This is a genomic window from Telluria sp. PB2R4 (assembly GCF_059685695.1).
In genome coordinates, this window is the sequence record NZ_JCASIC010000019.1 from 55242 (window position 1) to 72658 (window position 17417).

A 17417-nucleotide genomic window follows, 5' to 3' on the forward strand; every position below is an offset into this window, starting at 1 on the left:
ATCTGCAAGCTCAGCGCTGCCCGCCGGCGGAGGCGGCCAGTTCGTCCCAGGCCATGGCCGCACTCAGGAACAGGCGGCCGTTCAGCGCCTGCAGCAGCGTGCTGTGCTTGAGCCGGTCCATCACCGGCCCCTTCACCTCGGCCAGGTGCAACAGCACGCCGCGCTGGCGCAGCGAGGTGTTCAGTTCGCCGAGCCCGAACAATGCCGAGGTGTCGATGGCGTTCACCGCCGACAGCACCAGCACCAGATGGCGCGTGTCCGGGTGCGCCGCCAGTTCGTCCTCGATGCGCTCGTTCACCGGCTCGACGTTCCCGAAGAACAGGCCGGCATCCACGCGCAGCATCAGGAGGCCGGGCACGGTCTCGGCCGAATAGCGATCGACGTTGCGGAAGTGTTCGGTACCATGGATGCGGCCCAGCACCGCGATGTGCGGACGGCTGGCGCGCCAGATCAGGGCGCCCATCGACAGCGCCACGCCCACCACCACGCCCGCCTCCACGCCCAGCACCAGGACCCCGCTGGCGGTGGCCAGCAGCGCCGCCGCGTCGGCGCGGTCATAGCGCCAGGCCGTGTGCAGCAGCGACAGGTCGAGCATGCCGAGCACCGCCACGATGATCGTGGCCGCCAGCACCGGCAAGGGCAGCAGCGCCAGCCAGCCGGTGGGCGCCACCAGGGCCACGGCCAGCAGCGCGGCCGTGATGATGCCGGCCAGCTGGCTGTTGGCGCCGGCCGCGAAGTTCACCGCCGAACGCGAGATACTGCCGGTAACGGGCAGGCCGCCGCTCAGGGCGCTGCCGATGTTGGCCACGCCCAGCCCCACCAGTTCCTGGTTGCTGCCCAGCTTCTCGCCACGCTTGTGCGCCAGCGCCTGCGCGCCCGACATGCTGATCAGGAAGACCATGAAGCCGATCAAGAGCGCCGGCTGGAGCAGCGCCTGCCAGTGCGCACTGGAGCTGGCCAGGTTCAGGCCCGGCAGCCCGGCCGGCACGCTGCCGGTCGTGGCCACGCCGCGCGCATCCAGCCCGAATCCCGCCACCAGCGCGATACCGCCAAGCACCACCAGCATCGGCGCCAGCTTGGCGCCGATATCGGCCGCCACCGGCGGCAGCCCGGTGCGGCGCAGCGTGGCGGCCAGAAAATAGCGCGCCCAGAGCAGCAGCGCCAGCGCGCCCAGGCCCAGCGCCGCGCTTGCCCAGTGCACGGCGGGCGGCAGGGTGCCCAGCAGCGGGCGCAGCTGGCCCCAGGCGATCAGGATCGCCGAGCCGATGGTGAAGCCGCTCATCACGGGACGGGAAAAGAAGTTGGCCAGAAAACCGATGCGCAACAGGCCGCAGGCCAGCAGTACCGCGCCGGATATCAGCGCCAGCTGCGCGGCCAGCACGCCGTACAGCGCGCTTCCGGGTGCGGCCAGTGGCGCCAGCGCGGATGCCGTCATCAGCGAAATGATCGCCATCGGGCCGACCGATTGGCTGCTGCTGGTGCCGAACAGCGCGTACAGCAGCGGCGGCACGATGCTGGCATAGATCCCGGCCACCGGCGGCAGGCCGGCCACCATGGCGTAGGCCATGCCCTGGGGGATCATCATCATCGCCACCACGATGCCGGCGCTGATGTCGCCGGGCAGCATCGCACGCCGGTAGTGCCGCAGCCAGTGAAGCATAAATATTGCCTGAAAGAAAAGTCGCTAGCGTAGCATGAACAGAGCCTATGCCGGGATAGGCTCTTATTGCATGGCGAGCTCGACGCAGTTGCGCCCTGCCCGCTTGGCGCGCGCCAGCGCCGCGTTCACCCGCACCGCCAGCGAATCGCCGTTTTCGAGTTCGCCCAGCTGCGCCACGCCCAGGCTGACCGTCACGTGGTCGCATCCCGGAATCTCGGCCGCCTCGATCGCCGCGCGCAGCTTCTCGGCCAGTTTCAGGCCGTCGATCGCGCTGGTATGCGGTGCGATCACCTGGAATTCCTCGCCGCCCGCGCGCACCAGCACGTCGCTCGAGCGCAGCAGCGCGCGCGCGGTATCGGCCACGCTGCGCAGCGCCATGTCGCCGACCGGATGGCCGTAGGCGTCGTTGATGTTGCGGAAGCGGTCGATATCGAAGGCGATCAGCGCCAGCGGCAGCCGGTAGCGGCGCGCGCGCCGGATCTCCTGCTCCAGCAGGTATTCGCCGTGACGGCGGTTGACCACGCCGGTCAGCGCGTCCAGCGTCGCCAGCTCGGTCACGCGGCCAAGCAACGCTTCGTTTTCGCGCATCAGCTCCGCCATGCGCAGGCCGAAGGCGGCCAGCTGCGCCAGGTCGTCGAAGGCCGCCAGCTGGGCGCGCGAGAACGGGCGCGCGGCGCCGAACATCAGGCAGAGCGCGCCCGCGCTCGGGTGCCGGCCGCCCGGACCGGAGGCGAAGGTGGACGCAAAAACGGGCAGGCCGAGCACCATCTGCACGCCGCGCGCGCGCAGCGCCTCCGCCAGTTCCGGCTCGCCGGCCTTGTCGACGGCGTCCAGCAGCACGGTCTCGCCGCTGGCCGCCGCCAGCAGGCCGGGAAAGGCGTGCCGCAGCGGCGACTGCAGCAGGCGCTCGCCGCGCCCCAGCACGGCCGCCAGGTCGATGCCCGCCGTCCCGAACTGCGCTTCCAGGCGCAGGTCGCCCCCCTCATGCAGCTGGAACAGCGCGGCATGCACCACGCCGGGCCAGCCTTGCACGGCCACGCACAGGCGCTCGCCGAAGCGGATGCTGTCCTCGGCTTCGGCCAGCGCCGCCTGCGCCTCGCTGCGCACCGCCAGCAGCGCTGCCAGCCCGGTTTCCAGCGGACTGGCCGGCGGCCGGGCCGTGAAGCCGGTGCGCAGCCGGGACTCCAGCGCGTGGTGCAGGTCTTCCGGCGCGAGGGGCCCGATCAGGTAGTCGAGCGGGCCATGGGCCATCAGCGCCGGCAGCCAGCGTGCATTGGTGAACGGACATACGACCAGGGTCGGCGCACCGGCACGCCGGGCCAGCAGCTGGCCAAGTGCCGGCAGGTCGATGCCGATCTCGAAGCGCTCCAGGTCGAGCACCAGCAGGTCGGCCGGCCCCTGCGCCAGCAGCGCGAGGGCCTGCTCGGCGCCGTCGGCCACGCGCAGCTCCGTGAACAGGCCGGCGCAGGCGTGCTGGAACGCGCTGCGGCGCTGCCCGGCCGGATTGACGAACAGGCCGCTTGGCCGCAGATGCGCGCCTTCCTGCTGAGACATCCTCACTCCTTTATACAGAACGCCCAAAGTTTGCCATAAAGCCATGCAAGGGCATAGGGAAGAATTGTCGCCGAGTGTGTGGAAACGCACCGTCTCCTCCCCTCGCCCGCATCGATACTCTCCCGGTCGATCGAACGATAACGGGAGCAGGACATGGCACACCAGGATGACGTGGCAAACAAGCAGAAGGCGATCCAGAGCCGTCAGGACCAGAAGGACGGCAGCATGCAGAAGGCCGAAGTCAAGGGTTCGGAAAGCAGCGAGGCGGTCCAGACCGGCATCGAGCAGCCGGCCCCGCCGATGCCCGAGCAGCACCTCGCCAAGCCGGGCATCGAGGCCGAGATGGCGCTCAAGCCGAAGTTCATGGCCGAACAATACAAGGGCAGCGGCAAGCTCGAAGGCATGGCCGCCATCGTCACCGGCGCCGATTCCGGCATCGGGCGCGCGGTCGCGGTGCTGTTCGCGCGCGAAGGCGCCGACGTCGCCGTGATGTACCTGAACGAACACGAAGATGCCGAGGAAACCCGGCGCTGCATCGAGGCCGAGGGCCGGCGCTGCGTCACCATCGCGGGAGACGTCAAGGACGCCGCGTTCTGCAAGGACGCAGTCGAGAAGGTGGTCGCCGAACTCGGCCGCCTCGACGTCCTGGTCAACAACGCGGCCTTCCAGGAACACGCCGGCTCGCTGCTGGACATCACCGAGGACCGGCTCGACGAGACCTTTCGCACCAATATCTACGGCTACTTCCACATGGCGCGCGCCGCCCTGCCCCACCTCAAGCAAGGCGCGTCGATCATCAATACCGGTTCCGTCACCGGCCTGAAAGGCTCGAAGAAACTGCTCGACTACTCGGCCACCAAGGGTGCGATCCATGCGTTCACGATGTCGCTGGCGGCCAGCCTGATCGACCAGGGCATCCGGGTCAACTGCGTGGCCCCGGGACCGGTGTGGACGCCGCTGAACCCGGCCGACCAACAGCCGGAGGACATCAAGGAATTCGGCGCCAGCACCACCTTCAAGCGCCCCGCCCAGCCGGAAGAACTGTCGCCCGCCTACGTGTTCCTGGCCTCACCGGTATGTTCGGGCTACATCACGGGCGTGATCCTGCCGATCACCGGCAAAGTCGGGGAATAAGAGGAGAACTGCTATGCCGCGCAGCATGTGGAAGGGTGCGATCAGCTTCGGACTGGTGCACATCCCCGTCGATATGTACCCGGCGGTCGACAACAAGGGGCTCGACCTGACCATGCTCGACCGCCGCGACTTCTCGCCAGTGGGATTCAAGCGCTACAACAAGGGCAACGGCAAGGAAGTCTCCTGGGACGACATCGTCAAGGGCTACGAATACACCAGCGGCGAATACGTGGTGCTGTCCGACGAAGACCTGCGGCGCGCCAACCCGGAAGCCACCCAGACGATCGACATCCTGGCCTTCGTGGATGCCGAGGACGTCTCGCTGCTGTACTTCGAGCAGCCCTACTACCTCGCCCCCGGCAAGGGCGGCGACAAGGTCTACGCCCTGCTGCGCGAAACGCTGCGCCGCGCGGGCAAGATCGGCATCGCGCGCGTCGTCATCCGCGTCAAGCAGCACCTGGCGGCGCTGGTGTGCGTGGGTGACACCATCGTGATGAACACCCTGCGCTATGCCGACGAGATCCGCGATGCGGGCGACCTCAAGATTCCGCGGGCTTCCGACAAGAAGGCCGCCGTCACCGACAAGGAACTCAAGATGGCGATGGCGCTGGTGCAGGGCATGGCCGAGGACTGGGACCCCGAGCAATATCACGACACCTACCGCGAGGACGTGCTGGCGCTGATCGAGAAGAAGGTCAAGGCGCACCAGACCAAGACCATCACCATGCCCGAGCCGAGCGAGGCCAAACGTGAGACCGGCAAGGTGATCGACCTGGTCTCGCTGCTGCAGGCCAGCCTGGGCAAGAAGCCCGGCAAGGCGGCAGCCGACGAGGATGACGACGACGAACCGCCGCCGCCGAAAAAGCGCCGGCCCGCCGCCGAGGAAGACGAGGAAGAAGAAGCACCGCCGCGTGCGCGCAAGGCCGCCGCGCACGGCGCCGACCGGGTGGCCGCCAGCGGCGCCGCGCCCAAGCGCAAGACGGCAACGAAGGCGGCCGCCAAGCCGGCGGCAAGGAAAACGGCGGCCAAATCGACCGGCGCAGCATCGACGGCCCCCGCGCGCCGCAGGAAGGCGGCGTAAAGGATGGATGAATTCATCGACTTCCTGCAATGGCCGGCGATGCTGGTCACCCTGCTGGCCGCCTACCTGATCGGATCGCAACGCGCCGGGCGCCGCGTATTCGGCTTTTGCACCTTCATCGTCAGCAACGTCCTGTGGATCGTCTGGGGCATCCACGACGAAGCCTGGGCCCTGATCGCATTGCAGGCGGCGCTGATGGTGACCAACATCCGCGGCATTTTCAAGAACGAGCCGGTTGCGCAGGAGGAGGCGTCTTGACACCGACCAGCGCCATGCCCTTTCTCGTCTTGACCCGCGCCGGCTTCGACGACCTTGCCCGGCGGGTGGACCTCGGGCGGGCCAGCCTCTACCTCAATCCGGGCCTGCTGTCCGAGGACGACATCGCGCGCTTGCGCGAGAGCGGCAGCGCGGTCCACGTGATGGCGACGCCGGTCGACCCGTCCAGGCCGCAGGAAGTGCAGCAAGCCCTGCTCCTGACGCGCAACGACATGGGCAGCGTGTGGGTTGAGCACGGGGTCGGGCATGCAGGGCCGCGCGCCGCCACCTCGGCGGAGAAGGTGCGGCGCGCCGATGCGCCGGTGGTGTCCACCACGCCTCTGCGGCAGCGCCTGGCGCGCACCGCGGGAGCGCTTGCCACCGGGGTGTTCCGGCGCCTGCGGTCACCGGAACAAGGGCGCGCGCTGATGGCCGTGCCCTACCTCGGTTTCGGCAATGCCACGCGCATCTGGCTCAAGGGCCGGCTGCTGGACGAATACGGCTTCCGCGAGCAGAGCGTCGCCGACAGCGGCTGGGCCAACCTGGTCGCCTTTTACCAGCGCCTCGAATCCGACGAGGTAGCCGACGCCCGCGTACTGGCGCACTTCGGCGGCGCCACCCACGAGACGCGCACCGACAACGGCGGCTATTTTTCCTTCGACATCGCGCTGGACACGGCGCTGGCCGGGGGGCGCCATCCGGTCGAGCTCGAGTTTCCCGATAATCGGCAGCCCGACGGCCAGCCCCTGCGCGCAGTGGCCGAGGTGCTGGTGCCGGCGGCCACGGCGCGCTTCGGCATCATCAGCGACATCGACGATACCGTGCTGTGGACCAATGTCACCAACAAGCTGAACATGGCCTTGATGCTGGCGCGTACCAACCACCATACGCGCAAGCCCTTCAAGGGCGTCGCCGCCTTCTACCGCGCCCTGCGCGACGGCGCCAGCGGGAGCGAGGACAATCCCCTGTTCTACGTGTCGAGCAGCCCCTGGCACCTGTACGGCCCGCTGGTCGAGTTCATGAAGCTGCAGGGCATTCCCCTCGGGCCCCTGCTGCTGCGCGAACTGAGCGTGCGCGAGGTCCTCAAGATCAACGAGCACGGCAACCACAAGCTGGAGCAGATCGAGCGCATCCTCGATTTCTACCCCGGCATGCAGTTCGTCCTGATCGGCGACAGCGGCGAGCAGGATCCGGAGATCTATACCGAGGTGGTGCGCCGCCATCCGGGTTCGGTGCGCATGATCTACATCCGCAGCGTCAATCCCGATCCGTCGCGCATCGACGCGCTCGATCGCCTCATCGACGAGGTCAGCGCCACCGGCATCCAGCTGGTGCTCTCGCCCGACAGCGTGTTCGCGGCCTCGCATGCCGCCGCCGAGAAACTGATCGCGGTGGACAGCCTGTCGTCGGTGCGCTCCGACAAGCGCGATGACGAGGATGCACCGCCCGCCAAGACCGGCGTCTGAGCGGCGCAGTCCCCTCCAGCACGACAGCGAACTGTTCAACGCAAGCTTCCAGCAAGGCATACAGCCTGATCTGTGCCAGAACAAGGGGCGGTCGCCCCGTTACGTCTACGATTCCCCGGCACGCCATCGTGAGTTTCCACATTAACATTACTCTGCAACGCATTGATTGCGCAGTAGTTTAATTTGTCAAATCACTATCCATAGGAATTTTTCCCTTGAAGCCTGACTACTTCTCATTGAAGGATTTTTCATATGAAAACACCAACTTTCCCCGCACCGCTCCTTGTCGTCCTCATCAGCCTGGCCTGTAGCAAGAGCGCCTTTGCATCCCCCTCCGTCACCTACCACGTCTCGCCAAACGGTTCGGACAGCGCCGACGGAAGCGAATCGGCGCCGTTCAAGACGCTGGCCCGTGCCGCCCGCGCCGTCACCCGGCCCGGAACCACCGTGTACGTTGCGCCAGGCACCTATGAAGGCGGAATCAAGACAACTGCCCACGGAAGCCCGCAGGCGCGGATCACCTGGATTTCGACCAGCAAGGGCGGTGCGAAGATCGTGCCGCCTGCCAGGTCAAAGCAAAAGACGGCCTGGGACAACCGTGGCGACCATGTCAGCATCATCGGCTTCGAGGTCGACGGCTCCCGCAGCGGTAGTGGAAAGTTGTGGACCGGTGGTATTTACTCCGGCGGCTCCTACAGCGTCATCGAAGGAAACCATGTGCACCACATCGCCCAGGCGGTCCCCTGCAACCGGGCCGGCGGGTCCGGCATCGGGGTGGACAGCTACTTCAGGGGCATCCAGGGCGACGTCATCGGCAATACCGTGCACGACATCGGCCCGGCCGGCTGCGCCTACGTGCAGGGCATTTATCACAGCACCTCCGGCACCATCAAGAACAATGTGGTCTACCGTATCGGGTCGGCGGCGATCCACCTGTGGCACGATGCGAAGGACCTGAAGATCATCAACAACACCGTGAGCGCGTCGATGTCGGGCATCATCGTCGGCGGCGGCAACTACTACTTCAGCTCCACCGGGGCCAACCACGTCCACGTGCATAACAATATCGTGTACGACAACCAGTACGGCATCTCGGAACATGGCAGGACCGGCGCCGGCAACACATACAAGAACAACCTGGTCTACAAAAACAGGAAGTTTGACTGGCGGCTGCGCAATCGCCTGGCCCATACCAGCACGATCAGCGCAGACCCCTTGCTGGTCGACTATTCGCATAGCGCCGCACAACCGGACTTCAGGCCAAGCGCCAGTTCCCCGGCGATCGGCCGCGGCATCGCAACCTACGCCCCTCCCGGCGACATCGAAGGCCGTCCGCACGACGCCGCCCGGGGCGTGGACGTCGGCGCATATCGACACTAATCGACACTAATCGACACTAATCGGCACTGATCGGCACTCATCTGCACCAAGCGACACTCGTCCCGGCCGCTGCACACCTACTCGTCGAAGCCCAGGATCTTCATTGCCTTGGTCAGTCCCTTGGCCGCTTTCGCGTAGCCACTCCACGGGTCGTTACCCTTGTCCAGCCGCGTGTGGACGTTCGCCACCGTCCACTGCGCGCTCGACTTGAGCTTTTCAAGCTCGTTCCATTCGAGCGGCACCGAAATTCCCAGTCCCGGCCGGGCGCGTGCCGCCCAGGCGCTGATGGTGGTGGCGCCGCGGCCGTTGCGCAAGTAGTCGATGAAGATCTTGCCGACCCGGTTCCTGGGCCCGCTCTTCGACGCGAAGCGGTCCGGGAAGGTCGCGGCCAGGTGGCGCACGATGGCCTGCGAAAAGGCTTTCACGGTATCCCATCCGTATTCAGGCCTGACCGGCACGACTACGTGCAGGCCCTTGCCGCCGCTGGTCTTCAAGAAGGCGGGAAGCCCCAGTTCGTCGAGGAAGGCGTGCATGATCTGCGCGGCTTCCTGCATCTGGCGCCACTCCACGCCCTCGCCGGGGTCGAGGTCGAACACCATGCGGTCCGGGGTCTCGTAGGCCTTCGCCACCGCGTTCTGGGTGTGCAGCTCGATCGCGTTCCACTGGGCCACCGACAGGATGCCCTCGGCGCCCACGATTTCCAGCATCGGCGGATTGTCCGGATCCAGCGCCGGGTCCATCTGCTTCACGCCAGGCAGCTTCTTGACGTCCGCATGCTTCTGGAACACCAGTTCGGCGCCGATTCCGCTCGGCGCGCGCACCAGGGTCAGCGGACGACGCTTGAGGTGCGCCATCAGCAGTTCGCCCACCAGCGCGTAATAACGGATCACATCGAGCTTGGTGATGCCGGTGGACGGATCGACCACCCGGTCCGGGTTGGTCACGCGCAGCGTCTCCGGCAGCTTGCGGTGCAGGCCGGCGGGCGGCGGCGAGACCGGCTCGTCGACCAGGGACGGCTTTTCGATGTCCTCGATATGGCGCGGCTCCTCGCGCGTGATGCCCTTCGCCGGCTTGTCGTTGCGCAGGCCCTGGAACACCGGATGGCGCACCGAACCGGTATTGGTCCATTCCGAGAAGCTCACTTCGGCCACCAGCACCGGCTTGACCCAGTGGTGCCGGCGTCCCGGCACCGCGCGCGGCGGGAACGGGCTGTCGTCGGACCGCAGCGCTTCCAGGCGCTCGCTGATATCCATGAGGGACGCATGGTTGAAGCCCGAACCGACGTTGCCGGCGTAGCGCAGCACGCCATCGCGGTCATAGGTGCCGAGCAGCAGCGAGCCGATGCCCTTGCGCGAACCTTTCGGGTCGGTGAAGCCGCCGATCACGAATTCCTGGCGCAGGCCGCATTTCAGCTTGATCCATTCCGGCGAGCGGCGCGACACGTAGCGCGAATCGCGGCGCTTGCCGATCACGCCTTCCAGTCCGATCTTGCAGGCGGCGACGACCAGTTCTTCGGGGTTGGTGCCGAACTCGGCCGAGAAACGCAGCTTGTCGGACTTCGCTTTCTTGAGGATCTGCTCGAGGGCGGCACGGCGCTCGACCAGCGGCACGTCGCGCAAGTCGTAGCCGTTGCAGTAAGGGAGGTCGAACAGGAAGTACACGATGTCGGCGGTGCGCACGCCGTCGAAGGCCATTTGCAGCAGGCCGAAGTTCGGCTTGCCGTGCTCGTCGTTGACCACGATCTCGCCGTCGTACCAGCCGTCCGGCAGCCCGATGCGTTCCAGTTCCTCCCGCAGCGGCGCCAGCTTGTCGGTCCAGTCGTTGGCGTTGCGCGTGACCAGCCGCACCGCGCCGTTCTCGACCCGCGCCAGCATGCGGTAGCCATCGAACTTGACCTCGAACACCCAGTTCTCCGGGTCGGATGGCGCGGCGTCGACCAGGGTCGCCAGTTCCGGCGCGAAGACCTCGGGCAGCGCCGCTTTCGACACGCCTTCCGGCAGGCTCGGGACGCCGGCCTTGCGGCTGCGGGTGGACTTGGCGGCGGCTTTCGCCGCGGGCTTGGCTACAGGCTTGGCAGCGGCGCGCTTGCGCGCGGGCCTGGGCTTGTCTTCCGGCTGCGCCTCGGCCTTCAGCGCCGCCACCTTGCGGCGCGCCGGCGCCGGCATCGGCAGTTCCTTGACGCTGTCGGGCATCTCGTCCACCACCGAAAACGCGTCGGCCGGACGGGCGTGTTCGTCGTTCTCCTTGATGAGGAGCCAGGGTTCCTGCTTGTCGTCGCCCCGGCCCTTCATGCGGATCAGCACCCAGCGGCCGTGCATCTTGTGGCCATGGATCTCGAACTTCAGGTTGCCCTTGCGATAGCCCTCGTGCGGATCGCCTATTGGCTCCCAGGTGCCCTTGTCCCAGATGATGACTTTTCCTGCACCATATTGTTTAGGCGGAATGGTGCCTTCGAAATCGGAATACGAAATCGGATGGTCCTCGACGTGCACGGCCATGCGCTTGTCGTGCGTGTCGTAGCTCGGCCCCTTGGGGACGGCCCAGCTCTTCATGGTCCCATCGAGTTCGAGCCGGAAATCGTAGTGCAGGCGCGATGCCCAGTGCTTCTGGATCACGAAGGTCAGCGCCTCCGTACCGGGCGCGCCGCCTTCGGCGGGCTCGGACGTGACATCGAAGTTGCGCTTCGCCTTGTACTCTTTGAGCGCGTCTGGCATGTGGCACCTCCCGGCAATCGGCGTGATGAAAGTGTAGGCGCGCCCTGCCCGGCCCGACTGTACGCCAGCTAACTTTCTCTCGCAGTGTTGCGCAACTTGCAAGCGGACGTACAATGGGGTTTTCCCCAGCGAGCCCGCCATGCACCGTATCGTCTTTCTCGACCGCGACAGCCTGCAGGCCACCGTGCGCGCGCCCGCCTTTGTCCACGACTGGCAGGACCATGCCGGCACGGCCGAGGACGAGGTCGTCGCGCGCCTGGCGGGCGCCAGCATCGCCATCACCAACAAGGTGCCCCTGCGCGCCGCTGCGATCGAACGCCTGCCCGACCTGAAGATGGTGGCGGTTGCCGCCACCGGCACCGACAATGTCGACCTGGCGGCTTGCCGGGCGCGCGGCATCGTGGTGTCGAACATCCGTGACTATTCGCTGGTGTCGGTGCCCGAGCACTGCTTCGCCCTGCTGCTGGCGCTGCGCCGCAACCTGCGCGCCTACGTGGCCGACGTCGAGGCCGGCCGCTGGGAGACGTCAACCCGCTTCTGCCTGCTGGACCACCCGATCGGCGACCTGGCCGGCAGCCGCCTCGGCATCGTCGGCTACGGCGCACTGGGGCGCAAGGTGGCGCATCTGGGCCGCGCCTTCGGCATGGAGATCGCCGCCACGTCGCGCTCGCCGATCGGTGAGGCGGGGGTACTGGAGCTGCCGCTCGACGAGCTGCTGGCGACGTCCAGCGTGGTCAGCCTTCACCTGCCGCTCACCGAGGCCACCCGCCACCTGATCGGGGCCAGGGAACTGGGGCTCATGCAAAAGGACGCCCTCCTGATCAACACCGCGCGCGGCGGGCTGGTGGACGAAGCGGCCCTGTCCAGGGCCTTGCTGGACGGGACCATCGGCGGCGCCGGCTTCGACGTCCTGAGCAAGGAGCCGCCGCTACCGGACAACCCGCTGCTGCGCCTGCGCCTGCCGAACTTCATCCTGACGCCGCACGTGGCCTGGGCCAGCGCCGGCGCGATGCAGACGCTGGCCGACATGCTGGTGGACAACATCGAAGCCTGGGCCGCTGGCCAGCCGCGCAATGTCGTCGGCTAGGACCGCGGCCGGGACCACTACCTCCCGCTGACGGGTTCCTGCGCTTGCCCCGGGGCCGCCTGCGGCTCCGGCGCGCGCAGCGGCAGCTCGAGGATGAAGGCCGCGCCCTGCCCCGGGCTGCTCTCGGCGCGTATCGTGCCGCCGAGCAGCGTGGTGACGATGTTCCAGGTGACGTTCAGGCCCAGGCCGGTGCCGCCCTGCCCCATGCGCGTGGTGAAGAAGGGATCGAAGATGCGCGCCAGGTGTTCGGGGGGGACGCCGCGCCCGTCGTCGCGGAAGCCGATGCGCACCGCGCCGCCGTCGAGGAGCGCCGCGTCCAGCACCATGTGCCCGCCCGGCCCGTCGAAGGCATGCAGCAGCGCGTTGTTGACGAAGTTGATCACGACCTGGCCGAGCGGGCCGGGGAAGCTGTCCATCACGATGCCGGGCGCCACCTCCAGCTCGAGTCGATGTCCGCCGAGCCGTACCGTGTTCATCATGGTAGCCGCGATCTCCTGGCAGGCCTGGGCCAGGTCGAAGCGGCGGCGCTGGGCGCTGGCCTGGTCCACCGAGACCTGGCGGAAGCTGTTGACCAGTTCGGCCGCGTTGTGCAGGCTGCGCATGATCAGGCTGGACGCCTCGCGCGATGCCGACATGTAGTCGGCCAGGTCGGAGCGGCGCAGCTGGGCGCTGTCGAAGCGCGCGGCGATGTCGCTGGTTTTCTCCTGCAGCGTGCTGGCCATCAAGAGGCTGTTGCCGATCGGGGTATTCAGCTCGTGGGCGACGCCTGCCACCAGCGAGCCGAGCGAGGCCAGCTTTTCCTGGGCCGCCAGCTGGGCCTGTGTTTCCTGGAGCTGGCGGTAGGCGCTGGCGTTGTCGATCGCCACGCCGACATAGGCTGCCAGCGTTTCCAGCATGTCGAGGTGCACCTGGCCGTAGGCCGCGGCGGCCGGGCTCTGCACCGTCAGCGCGCCCAGCACCCGCTCGCCCACCATCACCGGCACCAGCAGCAGCGAGCGCGGCTTCAGTCCGGCCCGCGCGGCGCAGGGCAGCGCCAGGTCCAGCGCCCGCCCGGCCGGCAGCGCCGGCAGATACTGGACCAGTTCGTCCATCAGCGTATGCGGCGGCTGCCCGGCCAGCACTTCGCGGCCGCGCACGATCGACCAGGCGGCCAGGTGCCGCTGCGGGTCCTCCGCCAGCTCGAAGACAGCGCGGCGCTCGCCGTCCACCACCGCGTAGGCATATTCGAGCGCGTTGCGTTCCGGATGGCGCAGCACCACCGCGAACAGGGTGGCGTCCATCAGCGCGTGCACGTGTTCGTACAGCGTGCACATGATCGCCTCCAGCTCGAGGTTGGCGGTCACCGCGCGCCCGATGTCCGACAGCAGCGCGATGTTGCGGTGCGCCTGCTCCACCTCTTCCTTCTGTTCCTCGACTTCCTGCTTGCGGCGCTCGGCCGACTCCTTCTGGCGCCGCAGCTCCTCGGTGCGCGCGCCGACCTCGCGCTCCAGCAGCAGCTTCTGCCCCACCAAGGCGCGAATGCGCAGCCGGTAGCCGCCGCCGAACAGCAGCACGAGCGCCACCAGCGCGAGCGTGCGGAACCACCAGGTCTTCCAGTAAGGCGGCGTGATCGTGATCTTCAGGCTGGCGGGGCTGGTGCTCCAGATCCCGTCCTTGTTGCTGGCGCGGACCCGGAACACGTAGGCTCCCGGATCGAGGTTGGTATAGGTGGCATAGCGGCGCCGGGCGTCGGTGTCGACCCAGCCCTGGTCGAAACCTTCGAGCTGGTAGGCATAGCGGTTGCCCTCCGGGTCGGCATAATGCAGCGCGGCGAATTCGAGCGCGAACACCGAATCGCGGTGCGACAGGGTCAGTTCGGTCTGCTCGTGGAAGTTCGGCGCCGCCCGCGAGCGGTTCAGCACCAGGAAATCGGTGATCACGACTGCCGGGGCGTACGGGTTGTCGCGCACCGCGTCCGGCATGAACGAGGTCAAACCACTGACGCCGCCGAAGTAGAACTGGCCGTCGCGGCCACGGGTGGCCGCCCCGACGAAATAAGAGCCGTCGATCAGGCCATCCTTGGCCGTGTAGTTCTTGATGGCGCCGCTGGCGGGGTCGAGCCGTGTGATGCCGACAGTCGTGCTGGCCCAGATGTAGCCGTGCGCGTCCTCGATCATTGCGCCGATCGGAAGCGCCTGCCGCGCCTTGGTGAAGGGGTAGTAGCGGAAGCGCACGCCATCCCTGGTGTGCTGCATGCGGTGCAGGCCGCCCGCCGTGCCGACCCACAGCTCCCCGCGCGCCGACTCCATCAGGTAATAGATGCGGTTGTGGCGCAGGCTGTTCGGGTTGCCGGGGTCGTGACGGTAATGGGTGAAGCGGTTGCTGGCCGGGTCGTAGCGCTCCAGTCCGGTCTCGGTGCCGACCCAGACGATGCCGCGGCGGTCTTCCAACGCCGTGAAGCCGTAGTTTTCGCCCAGGCTGCTGCGGTCGTCGGCGTCATTGCGCCAGGTGCGGACCGTCTCCTGGCCGGGCATCAGCGCCGCCAGTCCGCCGCGCGTCACGATCCACAGCGTGCCGCTGCGGCCGGCGTGGAGCGCCTGCACCCAGTTGGCGCCGGGGCTGGCCCCGAGCGAAGTGCGGCCGAAGCGCCCCGCCGCGTCGCGCCAGGCCAGGCCGTCCGGGGTGCCGATCCAGAGGCGGCCACGCGCGTGCGCCAGCGCGCTCACGATGTCGCCCGGATCGGCGCCCGGCTGGCCGCCCAGGCCGATGCGTTCGGTGCGCCCGTCCGGCCGCTGCATCCGCATCAGGCCGTCGCCGGTGGTGCCGATCCATACCCCGCCGTCCGGGTCTTCGGCGATGGCACGTACCTTGGCGCGTCCCAGGCCGTCGTTGCCGCCATAGCGCGCAAAACCGCCGCTGGCCAGGTCGGTCCGGCTGACCCCGCCGAACTGGGTGCCGGCCCACAGGGTACCGGTGCGGTCGACCAGCATCGCACTGACCTGGTTGTCCGAGAGCGAATGCTGGTCGGCCGGATCGTTGCGGTAGCTGAGGAAACGGCCGGTGGCCGGGTCCAGCCATTTCAGGCCTTCCATGTCGGTGCCGACCCACAGGGTGCCACCGCCGTCGTGGTACAGGGCGTTCACGCGCGGCTCGCCCAGGCCTTCCCGGCTGCCGATGCGCCGCCGCTCGGGCCGGGCGAATGGCTTCCCGTCGCCCAGGCGCCAGGCTTCGAGTCCCTCGCCGGTGCCGATCCACAAGGTGTCGCGCGGCCCCATGGACAGCGCCAGCACGGTATTGCGCTGCGGGTCGACGGCATCGACATCGTGGTGCTCGAACACGTCGGCGCCCCGCGCCAGCCGGTCCAGGCCGGCCGCGGTGCCGATCCACAGGTCGCCGCGGGCGTCGAGCGCCAGCGCGTTGACGCGGTTGTCGCGCAGGGTGCGCGGATCGGCGGGATCGTGGCGGTAGCTGCGCAGGCGTCCGCCGGCGGTGTCGAGATACTGCAGCCCGTCGCCAGTGGCGAGCCACAAGCCGCCCCCGCGCGCCGGCTGGATCGCCAGCACGGCGCGGTTGCCGGCATAGGCATTGCCGGCCGGCTGCGGGGCGGGCGCCGCGTACCGAACGAACTTGCCGCTGGCATGGTCGAAGCGGGTCAGGCCGCCCTTGGTGCCGAACCACAGGCGCCCCTGCTCGTCCTCGTAGGACGCCATCACATAGTTGTCGGGAATGCTGTCCGGGTTGTCGGGATCGTTGCGGTAGACCGTGACGCGGTAGCCATCGAAGCGGTTCAGGCCCGCCTGCGTGCCGAACCACATGAAACCGCGCCGGTCCTGCAGGATGGTCAGGACCGACTGCTGCGCCAGCCCCTGCTCGACCGACAGGCGTTCGAAACGCAGGCTGCGCGGCGCGGCCGGGGCGCTGCCGGTCCAGATCCACAACAGCAAGAAAGCGACCAGGGCAAGGCGCGGGCCTGGCTTGAAGGCAAACATAGCATTCCCAAATCGATCAATCCGGCCAATCTACCAGAGCTGGTTTGCCTGCGGAAAAAAAATGACACTTCCGGAAATAAAAACACGCTGCTATAATGCGTGCATCGGGCGGCTGTAGCTCAGCTGGATAGAGTACTTGGCTACGAACCAAGGGGTCGTGGGTTCGATTCCTGCCAGCCGCACCAGAATACGAGGGACCAGATGGAAACATCTGGTCCCTTTTTTCGTCATGGCTCTCGTTTTGCCGCCTCATTCATACGTGATTTGAAAGCGCGCACGTTCGGCGTTCCGGGCATCGCCCGAAATTGCCCGCCCTCCCCGAGATTTGCGTGACCGCGCTTCGATAACCGGCATTGGCCTCATCACGGCTTCGGCAACATGCCGGGCTTCCCGCACATGGACAGGATTTGCGTGGATCGTCATGAGGCTTTGCCAAGTCGCGATCCCCTGCTATAATGCGTGCATCGGGCGGCTGTAGCTCAGCTGGATAGAGTACTTGGCTACGAACCAAGGGGTCGTGGGTTCGATTCCTGCCAGCCGCACCAGAATACGAGGGACCAGATGGAAACATCTGGTTCCTTTTTTCGTTGTGGCGCCGACCTGGCGCGGCGGTCGATCTTCCCTCAGCTTCGTCCCTGGCTTGGCGCCGCCATCGGTAATCCATCCAGGTCGGGTGACGAGCCCGGCGACAAGGTCTTTGCCATTCCGGCAGGTGCTGCTATAATGCATGCCTCGGGCGGCTGTAGCTCAGCTGGATAGAGTACTTGGCTACGAACCAAGGGGTCGTGGGTTCGATTCCTGCCAGCCGCACCAGCTTTTCTTAAAATGGCTCAGAAGCGATTCTGGGCCATTTTTCTTTGGCGCTGTCACCTTTTTATGTTGATGACGTCGATTGCGATGCGCAGCTATTGTTCGACAGAAGTGGCCCTCTCTCCATCAAGTGCCCGATGCCAGCCCAGGTAGTTCGGCAGGTAGCGTGAAGCCACGCCATGAAACCGGAGCAGCCATTGGCGCAAGCGCTGGTGGTAGGCATTGACGCTCTGCACATGGATTGCGCCGGCAGCGCCGTGACGTACCCGCTGCCCTGCCCGCAGGTTGACCGCCTGGTGAGCGATGCC

10 protein-coding genes, 3 tRNA genes and 1 pseudogene are annotated in these 17417 nt (G+C 67.3%); 9 read left to right on the forward strand and 5 right to left on the reverse strand.

From position 1 onward, the window contains the following. Positions 1-10 precede the first annotated feature (10 nt). Both AC56LU_RS23000 and AC56LU_RS23005 read right to left on the reverse strand, forming a co-directional pair. Positions 11-1660, reverse strand: a complete 1650-nt coding sequence (locus AC56LU_RS23000; RefSeq protein ID WP_497177924.1) for a SulP family inorganic anion transporter — start codon at positions 1658-1660, stop codon at positions 11-13. Between the two features lie 63 nt (positions 1661-1723). Further along, positions 1724-3214, reverse strand: a complete 1491-nt coding sequence (locus tag AC56LU_RS23005; protein WP_497177925.1) for a diguanylate cyclase — start codon at positions 3212-3214, stop codon at positions 1724-1726. Between the two features lie 153 nt (positions 3215-3367). Here AC56LU_RS23005 and AC56LU_RS23010 point away from each other — a divergent pair, with 153 nt between their 5' ends. The 5 genes from AC56LU_RS23010 (at position 3368) to AC56LU_RS23030 (ending at position 8530) form a co-directional block, all read left to right on the forward strand. After that, the gene (locus tag AC56LU_RS23010; protein ID WP_497177926.1) at positions 3368-4348 is read left to right on the forward strand and encodes an SDR family oxidoreductase; all 981 of its coding nucleotides are present in this window, start codon (positions 3368-3370) and stop codon (positions 4346-4348) included. A 13-nt stretch (positions 4349-4361) separates the two neighbouring features. Beyond that, positions 4362-5429, forward strand: coding sequence for a non-homologous end joining protein Ku (gene ku, locus AC56LU_RS23015; RefSeq protein ID WP_497177927.1), 1068 nt, complete (start codon positions 4362-4364; stop codon positions 5427-5429). 3 nt (positions 5430-5432) lie between these two features. After that, on the forward strand, positions 5433-5687 hold the full coding sequence (locus AC56LU_RS23020; protein ID WP_497177928.1) for a hypothetical protein: 255 nt from the start codon (positions 5433-5435) through the stop codon (positions 5685-5687). Further along, positions 5684-7150, forward strand: a complete 1467-nt coding sequence (locus AC56LU_RS23025; protein WP_497177929.1) for an App1 family protein phosphatidate phosphatase — start codon at positions 5684-5686, stop codon at positions 7148-7150. Before AC56LU_RS23020 ends, AC56LU_RS23025 begins: the two co-directional genes overlap by 4 nt. 252 nt (positions 7151-7402) lie before the next feature. Beyond that, positions 7403-8530 (forward strand): DUF1565 domain-containing protein, encoded by a 1128-nt coding sequence (locus AC56LU_RS23030; RefSeq protein ID WP_497177930.1) that lies wholly within the window; start codon positions 7403-7405, stop codon positions 8528-8530. Between the two features lie 77 nt (positions 8531-8607). Here AC56LU_RS23030 and ligD read toward each other — a convergent pair whose 3' ends face one another. Further along, on the reverse strand, positions 8608-11244 hold the full coding sequence (gene ligD / locus AC56LU_RS23035; protein WP_497177931.1) for a DNA ligase D: 2637 nt from the start codon (positions 11242-11244) through the stop codon (positions 8608-8610). Between the two features lie 139 nt (positions 11245-11383). On the opposite strand from ligD, the gene AC56LU_RS23040 reads away from it, so the two are divergent. Further along, positions 11384-12331: a D-2-hydroxyacid dehydrogenase gene (locus AC56LU_RS23040; protein ID WP_497177932.1), complete on the forward strand. Its 948-nt coding sequence runs from the start codon at positions 11384-11386 to the stop codon at positions 12329-12331. A 17-nt stretch (positions 12332-12348) separates the two neighbouring features. Here the strand turns inward: AC56LU_RS23040 and AC56LU_RS23045 are convergent, their stop codons facing one another. Then, complete coding sequence (locus AC56LU_RS23045) at positions 12349-16299, reverse strand: two-component regulator propeller domain-containing protein (protein ID WP_497177933.1); 3951 nt, start codon at positions 16297-16299, stop codon at positions 12349-12351. Positions 16300-16407: 108 nt separating this feature from the next. Here AC56LU_RS23045 and AC56LU_RS23050 point away from each other — a divergent pair. The 3 genes from AC56LU_RS23050 (at position 16408) to AC56LU_RS23060 (ending at position 17112) form a co-directional block, all read left to right on the forward strand. After that, positions 16408-16484, forward strand: a tRNA-Arg gene (locus AC56LU_RS23050). 283 nt (positions 16485-16767) lie between these two features. Continuing rightward, positions 16768-16844, forward strand: a tRNA-Arg gene (locus AC56LU_RS23055). Between the two features lie 191 nt (positions 16845-17035). Then, positions 17036-17112: transfer RNA gene (locus AC56LU_RS23060), tRNA-Arg, on the forward strand. Positions 17113-17204: 92 nt separating this feature from the next. On the opposite strand, the pseudogene AC56LU_RS23065 reads toward AC56LU_RS23060, so the two are convergent. Then, a pseudogene (locus tag AC56LU_RS23065) lies at positions 17205-17417 on the reverse strand (IS1595 family transposase); the annotation flags it as partial.

Excerpts from the sequence above, each read along its gene's own strand:
- AC56LU_RS23045 (WP_497177933.1), bottom strand. The coding sequence starts at position 16,299 with ATGTTTGCCTTCAAGCCAGGCCCGCGCCTTGCCCTGGTCGCTTTCTTG.
- ligD (WP_497177931.1), bottom strand. The coding sequence starts at position 11,244 with ATGCCAGACGCGCTCAAAGAGTACAAGGCGAAGCGCAACTTCGATGTC.
- AC56LU_RS23000 (WP_497177924.1), bottom strand. The coding sequence starts at position 1,660 with ATGCTTCACTGGCTGCGGCACTACCGGCGTGCGATGCTGCCCGGCGAC.
- AC56LU_RS23020 (WP_497177928.1), top strand. The coding sequence starts at position 5,433 with ATGGATGAATTCATCGACTTCCTGCAATGGCCGGCGATGCTGGTCACC.
- AC56LU_RS23040 (WP_497177932.1), top strand. The coding sequence starts at position 11,384 with ATGCACCGTATCGTCTTTCTCGACCGCGACAGCCTGCAGGCCACCGTG.
- AC56LU_RS23005 (WP_497177925.1), bottom strand. The coding sequence starts at position 3,214 with ATGTCTCAGCAGGAAGGCGCGCATCTGCGGCCAAGCGGCCTGTTCGTC.
- AC56LU_RS23030 (WP_497177930.1), top strand. The coding sequence starts at position 7,403 with ATGAAAACACCAACTTTCCCCGCACCGCTCCTTGTCGTCCTCATCAGC.
- AC56LU_RS23010 (WP_497177926.1), top strand. The coding sequence starts at position 3,368 with ATGGCACACCAGGATGACGTGGCAAACAAGCAGAAGGCGATCCAGAGC.
- ku (WP_497177927.1), top strand. The coding sequence starts at position 4,362 with ATGCCGCGCAGCATGTGGAAGGGTGCGATCAGCTTCGGACTGGTGCAC.